The 8,403-nt window shown below is 44.2% G+C and carries 7 protein-coding genes; 5 read left to right on the top strand and 2 right to left on the bottom strand.

Translation table 11 applies throughout. From position 1 onward, the window contains the following. Positions 1-492: 492 nt before the first annotated feature. The 3 genes from arr (at position 493) to WBV27_RS12450 (ending at position 3,208) form a co-directional block, all read left to right on the top strand. Positions 493-969 (top strand): NAD(+)--rifampin ADP-ribosyltransferase, encoded by a 477-nt coding sequence (gene arr / locus WBV27_RS12460; RefSeq protein WP_424202448.1) that lies wholly within the window; start codon positions 493-495, stop codon positions 967-969. Between the two features lie 165 nt (positions 970-1,134). Next, a complete protein-coding gene (ilvD, locus tag WBV27_RS12455) occupies positions 1,135-2,847 on the top strand; it encodes a dihydroxy-acid dehydratase (RefSeq protein ID WP_424202447.1) in 1,713 nt (570 codons plus the stop codon). Between the two features lie 16 nt (positions 2,848-2,863). After that, complete coding sequence (locus WBV27_RS12450; protein WP_424202446.1) at positions 2,864-3,208, top strand: metal-sulfur cluster assembly factor; 345 nt, start codon at positions 2,864-2,866, stop codon at positions 3,206-3,208. 138 nt (positions 3,209-3,346) lie between these two features. On the opposite strand, the gene WBV27_RS12445 is transcribed toward WBV27_RS12450, so the two are convergent. After that, positions 3,347-4,108, bottom strand: coding sequence for an AIM24 family protein (locus WBV27_RS12445; protein WP_424202445.1), 762 nt, complete (start codon positions 4,106-4,108; stop codon positions 3,347-3,349). Positions 4,109-4,362: 254 nt separating this feature from the next. Next, entirely contained in the window at positions 4,363-5,559 is a 1,197-nt protein-coding gene (fabV, locus tag WBV27_RS12440) for an enoyl-ACP reductase FabV (RefSeq protein WP_424202444.1), read from the bottom strand. 643 nt (positions 5,560-6,202) lie between these two features. Between fabV and WBV27_RS12435 the strand changes: the two genes are divergently transcribed. Further along, a complete protein-coding gene (locus WBV27_RS12435) occupies positions 6,203-6,511 on the top strand; it encodes a hypothetical protein (RefSeq protein ID WP_424202443.1) in 309 nt (102 codons plus the stop codon). Between the two features lie 172 nt (positions 6,512-6,683). Beyond that, positions 6,684-8,093, top strand: coding sequence for a S1C family serine protease (locus tag WBV27_RS12430; protein ID WP_424202442.1), 1,410 nt, complete (start codon positions 6,684-6,686; stop codon positions 8,091-8,093). Positions 8,094-8,403: the final 310 nt, after the last annotated feature.

The raw sequence follows: 8,403 nt of genomic DNA, 5'->3' as shown, positions 1-8,403 counted from the left end.
ATGCCTAGAACAGCCTTAAGGTATGCGATAGAAAAAATGCCAAAGCCAAGGAAGCAGGAGGCAATGAAAAGAGAGAAGAAAAAGTGAGTTAGAGTCAGCATTCTCACTTTCGTAGCTTTTGTAAGCTGCATTTATGTGCTGCAAAAAGCAGTGGATTTTTGAGGAGCAGGGCATCATTATAGGTCCGTTAGCCGTTCAATAATTAAGAGGTGAAATAATATGGATAATCAATTCGATCCGAACAACAAGATCATTCAACTGCTTCTTCGGGGGATGGGCATGGAAGATAGCGGCAAACCTGAAGAGGCAAGCATACTATTTCTTAAAGCCTGGAGTGAAGCAACAGACGATTTCGAAAAATTCATTGCAGCTTATTATGTAGCCCGAGATCAAAAAAATAGTTCAGACAAATTAAAATGGTTCGAAACATCTTTGCGGTTTGCGTTAAAACTGAATGATGAGGCGGTTAAGAGCGCTTTTCCATCGTTATATTTGAACATCGCGAAATGCTATGAGGCGTTATCCGATTCTGAAAAGGCGAAAAAGAATTACGAACTATCAAATTCGTATAAGCTTGCACCTTCTGACCCAGGCCCCTTTTTTCATGGGACCAAAGCAGATTTGCAGGTTGGCGATCTACTGACAGCAAAGGAGGAATCGAATTATAGACCCGAACTTAAAATGAACCACATTTATTTCACAGCCTTGCTTAGTGGGGTGGGACTTGCTGCCGCATTAGCAAAAGGAGCTGGAAGTGAACGCATTTATACCGTAGAACCGACAGGGGAATTTGAAAACGACCCGAATGTTACAGACAAGAAATTCCCTGGAAATCTGACACGTTCCTATCGATCACAAGAACCTTTAAAAATTGTTGGCGAAGTAACAGATTGGTTGCGACAGACACCTGAGGACCTTCGTCTGTGGCGTGAAAAGTTGGCTAATAATAAAGGGGAAATTATTAATTGAGGACTCAACTTTCGCCCCCGGAAATATAGGTTAATTCATTGTGGTACATTTTCTTTGCGGTTTAGATCACCGAGGGACCCCGTTAGTTTTTTATGGACAGAAATGTTAAAATTCGATTAATAGTAAGTACCATTTACTCATAAAAAATACGGGAGGGATTTGGGAATGGATAACGCAAAAAAGAAAAAGGATTTACGCATCAACAGCTTCGTATATGATGGGGTTGTGAAATCGCCGAACCGTGCGATGTTGCGCGCGACAGGCATGCATGACGAAGACTTTAAAAAGCCTATGGTAGGAGTGATCAGCACTTGGGCTGAGAACACACCTTGCAATATACACTTGAACGACTTGGCTGCAATCGCAAAAGCCGGCATCAATAAGCAGCGCGGTTGGCCGATCCAGTTTACGACAGTGACCGTTTCGGACGGTATCGCTATGGGCACACCGGGGATGAGCTATTCGTTGCCTTCGCGTGACCTGATTGCGGATTCGATCGAAATTGCGGTTGGCGGGCAAAATCTGGATGCATTCATCAGCATCGGTGGCTGCGACAAGAACATGCCGGGCTCTGTCATTGCGATGGCGAATGCGAATATTCCATCCATTTTTGTTTATGGGGGCACGATTGCTCCTGGGCAAGATGAGGATGGTAATGACATCGATCTCGTATCCGTTTTTGAAGCCATCGGAAAGTGGAACAACGGCGAAATGACGGAAGAAGAAGTACGGGCGATCGAATGCAACGCCTGTCCTGGACCAGGGGCTTGCGGCGGGATGTATACGGCCAACACAATGGCATCGGCGATCGAAACGATGGGACTGAGTTTGCCGGGCTCATCGTCAAACCCTGCTGCAACGGGTGATAAATTGAAGGATGTCTTCGAGGCAGGTGAAGCAATCATCGGCTTGATTGAAAAAAATATCCGACCGCGCGACATCATCACGCGTAAAGCTCTGGAAAATGCCGTGGTGATCACGATGGCATTGGGCGGATCGACTAACGCGATCTTGCATATATTGGCGATTGCCCATGCCGCTGAGGTGGACTTTGCGATTGAGGACTTCAATGATATCCAAAAACGGGTACCGCATTTGGCAAATCTGAAACCTTCGGGAAAATATGTCTTCCAAGATCTATACAATGTCGGAGGGGTCCCCGCTGTTCAAAAATACTTGCTTGATAACGGCTTGTTGCACGGCGACTGTTTGACCGTAACCGGAAAGACACTGGCGGAAAACCTCGAAAATGTAGCACCTTTAGCAGAAGGCCAGGACGTGGTTATGACGCTTGAGAATCCGAAACGCAAAGATGGTCCGTTGATTGTCTTGAAAGGTAATCTAGCTCCTGATGGCGCCGTCGTAAAAGTTTCCGGGTTGAAGGAACGACGCCATGAAGGGCCCGCGAAGGTTTTCAACACCGAAGAAGCGGCGATCGAAGCGACCCTGAACGGAGAGATTGTTGACGGCGATGTGGTGGTTGTCCGTTTTGTCGGGCCGAAAGGTGGACCAGGTATGCCAGAAATGTTGTCCTTATCGAGCATCATTTCCGGAAAAGGCATCAAAGTGTGCCTGATTACAGATGGCCGTTTTTCAGGCGGTTCACACGGATTCGTGGTCGGGCATGTCGCACCTGAGGCACAAGACGGCGGCCCGATTGCCTTGCTGGAAACGAATGACACGGTCATCATTGACCAGGATACGCGTGAATTGACGATGAAAGTATCTGATGAAGAGTTGGCTCAGCGACGTGAAAAATTGGTATTGCCGCCTTTGCAAACACGGGGTGTCCTGGGCAAATATGCACACATCGTGTCATCCGCATCGAAAGGCGCCGTTACCGACTTTTTCAACCGAAATCCATTTGAAGACAAATAAAGGGGAGTGCCGCATATTGGAACAAGTCATCATGTATACTGGTCAAGCGGGCCAGCATAAGGAAGAACTCGAAGAAAAACTGATGAACGTCATGGATACGGAAATCGGTCTCGATATCGTCAATCTCGGATTGATTTATGGCATCGACCTGGATGATGACGGGGTTTGCACTGTCCGATTAACATTCACCGGCGCCGGCTGTTCTTGTTCGGAGCATATTTTGAAGGGCGTCCGTGAACAGCTGGAGCCGTTGGGTTTCGTAAATGAGTTGAAAATTATGATTGTGTGGAGTCCCGCCTGGGTGCTGGATCGCATCACCCGCTACGGCCGCATTTCTCTTGGAATCAATCCAGGCAGATAAGAAAAAGGATCGGAATAAAGTGTTTTTAATACACTTTGTTCCGATCCTTTTTTGAATGAACTCAAGTTTTGCTGGATTCGTAAGCGAATCGGTGTTGACAACAATTAATGAAACAACAGATCGACATGTCGTTTTCTTTTATCGAAGAACGGGCGCCATCAAAACTTTGCCTGTTCCGCGATAAACGTTAACCAAGCCTTCGCCGGATGCGGCCGAACCCATGAGTGTCTTGCCCGATCGTTCTACTGTAAATTCTAGGCTACCAGACCAAGCAATCGCCATATTTCCATCAATCTTTAGTTCATCATTTTCCAACTCTATTTCTATCAGTTCTTCTCTCGGTACATAAGATTCAAGTGCGACAATTCCTCCACCAGAAAGACCCAGGTTGAAAAGACCTTCTCCGCCCATTGCAATAGAAGAAAGGTTAGACTTCATAACGGCTTTATGGTTCAATTCCGAATCACAAGCCAAAAACAACCCATCTTCAATCACGATTGAGCCATTCCAGTCATCGACATCAATCAGCAAAATATGCTTATAGGTTGGTTCCAGTACCAGTTTGCCGGTTCCGGTGTACTCAGGCTTAATTGCAGATTCATTAGTGACTTTTCCTCGAAGAGCTTTTCCAAAAAAATCGCCCACGCCTTTAAGCCCTGTTGTAGCACTGACATCACCAACCATCCACTGCATAGCTCCTGACTGAACGGTGATGTCGGAAAGACTGACATCGCACATCAGTTGTCTTCTTCTGACGTTCATTTCAGAAGCGTAGTAGGCAGCTTGAGCCGTCAGATGATCGACACTCAAATCTTTCAAGTATTCCACTACCTTAAATGCGCCCATCTCTTCGACAATTTTCACATCATTGTTATCTTCGAAATTTTTTATTCTGAACATATCCATTTTCCTTCTTTCTTTTGCAGAGGCAATAGCTGTGTCTGGTCAATAAAGGCTTATTCAAATTTGGTGTATCATTGTCTATCATTATAACACTATTTTGATTATCGACCAATATTTAGATGGAAACGGCAACCGGATGGAAGAGAAACGCTTGTGTTGTCAACCGTAGAAGCAGAAAAGTCCTGACTCTCAGAGCCAGGACTTTTCATTCATCGGTGCGGATAAAAGGTGATTGGTGTCACCGGAACGATTTAATATTCTAATGCTTTCAAATCTTCAATCGTAACGACTTGCTCAACATAGCCATCAACCATGAACCCACTTAAAATTGAAAACTCTTTATAAAGGATGTCATAAGCTGCTATTTCGGTATTGAAATTCTCTTTATTCAATTGTTGGATCAGTGCCTTCGTTGTTGCTTGAGTATCGCTGTCAAGTTCCCAATTATCAGGTCTCAGTCGGCCAACTTCATCATACTCAGCCTTGGCGCCATAAACCATATCGCGATAAATGCGGTCGATATGCATGATCGGTGTTTCATGGGTGCCTTTTTCGGTCATTACTTTGTAAAGCGCGATACAATAAACAGGGAAGAACGGAATAACCGAGCTTGCTTTAGTGGTCACTGCAGTTGCCACCACAATTTGAGCTTTTCCGTTGATGTCAGCCAATAACTCATTGATAGTCTTCGCCTTTTCATCACAGTCTGCTTTAGCAAGACCAAGGGTACCGCCACCGTAATACGGATGGTTCAGCTCTGTTCCTAAATAAGAATAATTGGTCGTCAGAACCCCGTCGGCCAACACATCTGCTTCTTTCAGTGCTTCCATCCATAATTGCCAGTCTTCTCCACCCATAACTTTGAGTGTGCCAGCGATTTCTTGATCATTCGCGGGTTCCAGCGTTTCGATGTAGAAATCCTGATTTTGCATATTAATATTAGGGCCAACCACTGGCTCCCCAAGAGCTTTGATTGCGGAAGTGTATGTCTCTCCGGTATCGGGATCTGTCCTTCTGCCGCTTGCCAAGCTATAAACGATCAAGTCTACTTTGCCGCCAAATTCGTTCTTGATATACTCGATGACTTCTTGCTTACTTGCGTGGCTGAAGGCGTCCTGCACAAAATTTTTGGCGATCAGGCCTTCTTTTTCAGCGGCTTCACGAAAAGCTATATTGTTGTACCAGCCGGCTGTACCAAGATTCCGTTCATTTTTCGGTCCTTTTTCAAAAGAAACGCCGATTGTATCTGCTCCTGCACCGAAGGCCAGGCTGATCCGGGTGGCTAAACCGTAGCTTGATGACGCACCAATGATCAATACCTTTTTCGGACCTGCAAAAGTTCCTTTATTTTTTACAAAGTCGATTTGATTCAATACTTCCTGCTTGCATCCAAGCGGGTTTACACCAAGGGCCACATTTCCCCGTATATTTTGTTTAAATTCCAACATGATTAATTTTCCTCCATTAAAATGTCATAAGGATATAATAACAGAAAATGCTTCTCAAGAATAATTATCTGCCAAAATTTCGAGTATAAGTTAGCCACCTGTGTTTACCAGTCATTCAGTTGATGGGCTCAACTGGAATTTAGTTTTTCAAATAACATAATAAAAAAACTGGATTTCTATGGGGTTCATTTTTGTACATTCGAGAAGCAGAGGTGTACAATTAAAGTGTGATATATTGAACAAATCGAGAGTCTGAAAACAAACTAAACAGCAGAAATCCATTTTGTGAAAGTAGCTCAGATTACAGGAGAGCTGCGCAAAACCGGGAATGATATACGGGGAATAGCATTCGAAAATTTCGTGGCGGGGGTGAAAAAACGATCCAAACAACGAATGTTAACAGAAATTCATCAAAGCGAGGTGAAGGACAGTTTAGTTTGATTGAGCAACTGTATCCTTGCGGCGTTTAAAATTAATCAGGGTACAATGATACACTAACGGTTAAATATTCAAGGTAATGATTCTTTTTTTTGGAAGGAAAACTCAAGCGCGCTATTCAATAGTGAGGAATCAGAGTTCTCCATACGATTTAACGAATCGCCTATTATATATTGATTTAGAAATTTGATAGGGGGCGATCAAATTGATGGATAGAAAGTTGATTGAAGAAACAATAAAAGTCGTAAGAGAGAATCCGGATGCACAAGATGCCGAAATACAAAAGAAAGTGGAAGATATAGTGGGATATACCGGGATACCTTTTGTTTATAAATATTCTATCGTTATACTAGGCATTTTGGCTTTGACTGCTGCATTTGCGGGGGTAATAGTGCTCATTATAGACCCAACTGGGGCGAGCAAGATTCCTGAAGCGCTAGTTGCTATTGGATCAGCATCAGTAGGTGCTTTAGTCGGAATCTTTGCACAAACTCCTAACAATGACGGGAAATAATGGTCAAGAAGGTTAATACCCTACTCAATGCCATTTCCCAAGGTTTCCGCCAGAACGAGTTAAAACATGAAACGGGCAAATTCAAGCGGTTCGTTCTTGAGAACCACTCGAGGTGCAAGCGCATCCTACGCACTTTACAAGCTTTGGAAGATGAGGAAAGAGGATATCGAAAATGAAAAAGAGGCTACTTATTACTGTTCCTGCTATCGTTATTCTTATCGCGTCCATCGTCGCAAGCATTTTCCTGATTAACATAAAGCCGGACACATCTCAAGTCAGCACCGCAAAAAAAGTGGCGGATTATACCGACCCAGCCATTGTATATATATACAATGGCGTAAGTGTTGAATGGACATATTACGGAACCGGTGATTCTTATTACGATGATCTGCTTTACAATTTCTTCCAGGGGATCGGTACTGTCGATCAATTTGGCGCTCAAGGATCCGGCTTTATCATAAACGAAAATGGATATATCGTCACAAACGCTCATGTTGTTGAATATTCCAAATTGGATGATCAGGACTTGGCGGATATGTCTTTAGCCTACTATGCCGACCAATTCAGTTCTTATCTGACCTCCATTGGCATTGAAGAAACCTACGACAACGCCTATGATTTCCTGTGGAGCTACATGGCATGGACATACGTTGATAGGAGTCTTATAGTGGTCCTTCCGGGCAGCGAGGTTGCTGATGTCCAACAGATAGACAGTAAAATCATGTTCAATGGCGAAATCAAGAGTTATGGCGCACCTACAGGGGAAGGGAAAGATGTCGCCATAGTCAAGATTGAAGCGGATAATCTTCCGACTTTGAGCCTTGCGAATTCGGATGAAGTTCAGCTTCAAGATAGCGTATGGGCGTTCGGCTTCCCGGCCGCTGCGGAATCGAATGCGCTTTCTCCTGACGCTGCTTTAGTTGTTTCTGTGACTTCCGGCAATATTTCGGCTGTGGACAAACGCTCGACGCAAGGTGCACCTATTCTCCAAATGGATGCAGCCATCACCCATGGCAGCAGTGGCGGGCCCATCGTCAAAGCGGATGGTGAAGTTGTCGGGATATCCACATTCGGGGGTGACACCGTCAACGGTCAGGAAATTCAAGGATTCAACTTCATTGTCCCTTCAAACACCATAAAGGAATTCGTTTCTCAATCTGGCGGTTCCAATGAGGAAGGTGCAGTAGATAAACTTTACAAAGAGGGACTCAATTTGTATTGGGGCGGATATTATAAAGATGCCTTGTCAAAATTTGAGGCGGTCAAGAGGCTTTTCCCTGAACATTCTGAAATCGACAAGCTCATAGAAAATTCCCAAAAGAAAAGCTCCGAGAGCAAGACGCTATGGTCAAATTTCAAGACTGCCTTCATAAGTTATGATGTTGTGGCAGCACTGGCTATTGGGCTTCTATTGTTCTTCACCTTCAAAGGGAAAAAACCATCCAAGAAAAAAGGTGGTGTTGCTGAAACAGAATCAGCTCCGGAAAAGGGGATCACTTCCCAAGTTTCATCCAAAGATGATGACAGCAACTCCGAGAGTGAATCGAGCAGTAAATCGAATGACGACTATATTGGGGAGTAGCAACTGTTAGCTGAATAAAACACAATTAAGAATTTGATTCATGCATTTCTGGTGATGAAGTTATTCTGCCCAATAGGTGGCAAGAAATGACTCTGGAAATACAATCGATTTCAAATATTAAATATGTCCATGAACCCTCGGACAAATAAGAAGGCCAAGATCCCCTAAACGGACCTTGGCCTTTCTTTTTGCGGAATATGAAAGTTGTGGCAGAGGCTACTCTAATCCTCTGTTTTTACCATTCTTTGGGCTCGTAGTTCAACTCTTGGAATAACTGCGCCTTTTCCTTCTTGGACAGGTAGCGCCATTG

The sequence above is a fragment of the Trichococcus sp. genome (assembly GCF_049589555.1).
Lineage (GTDB): Bacteria > Bacillota > Bacilli > Lactobacillales > Aerococcaceae > Trichococcus.
Note: the sequence above shows the minus strand (reverse complement) of the source record. Positions and strands in the feature narration are given on the sequence as shown.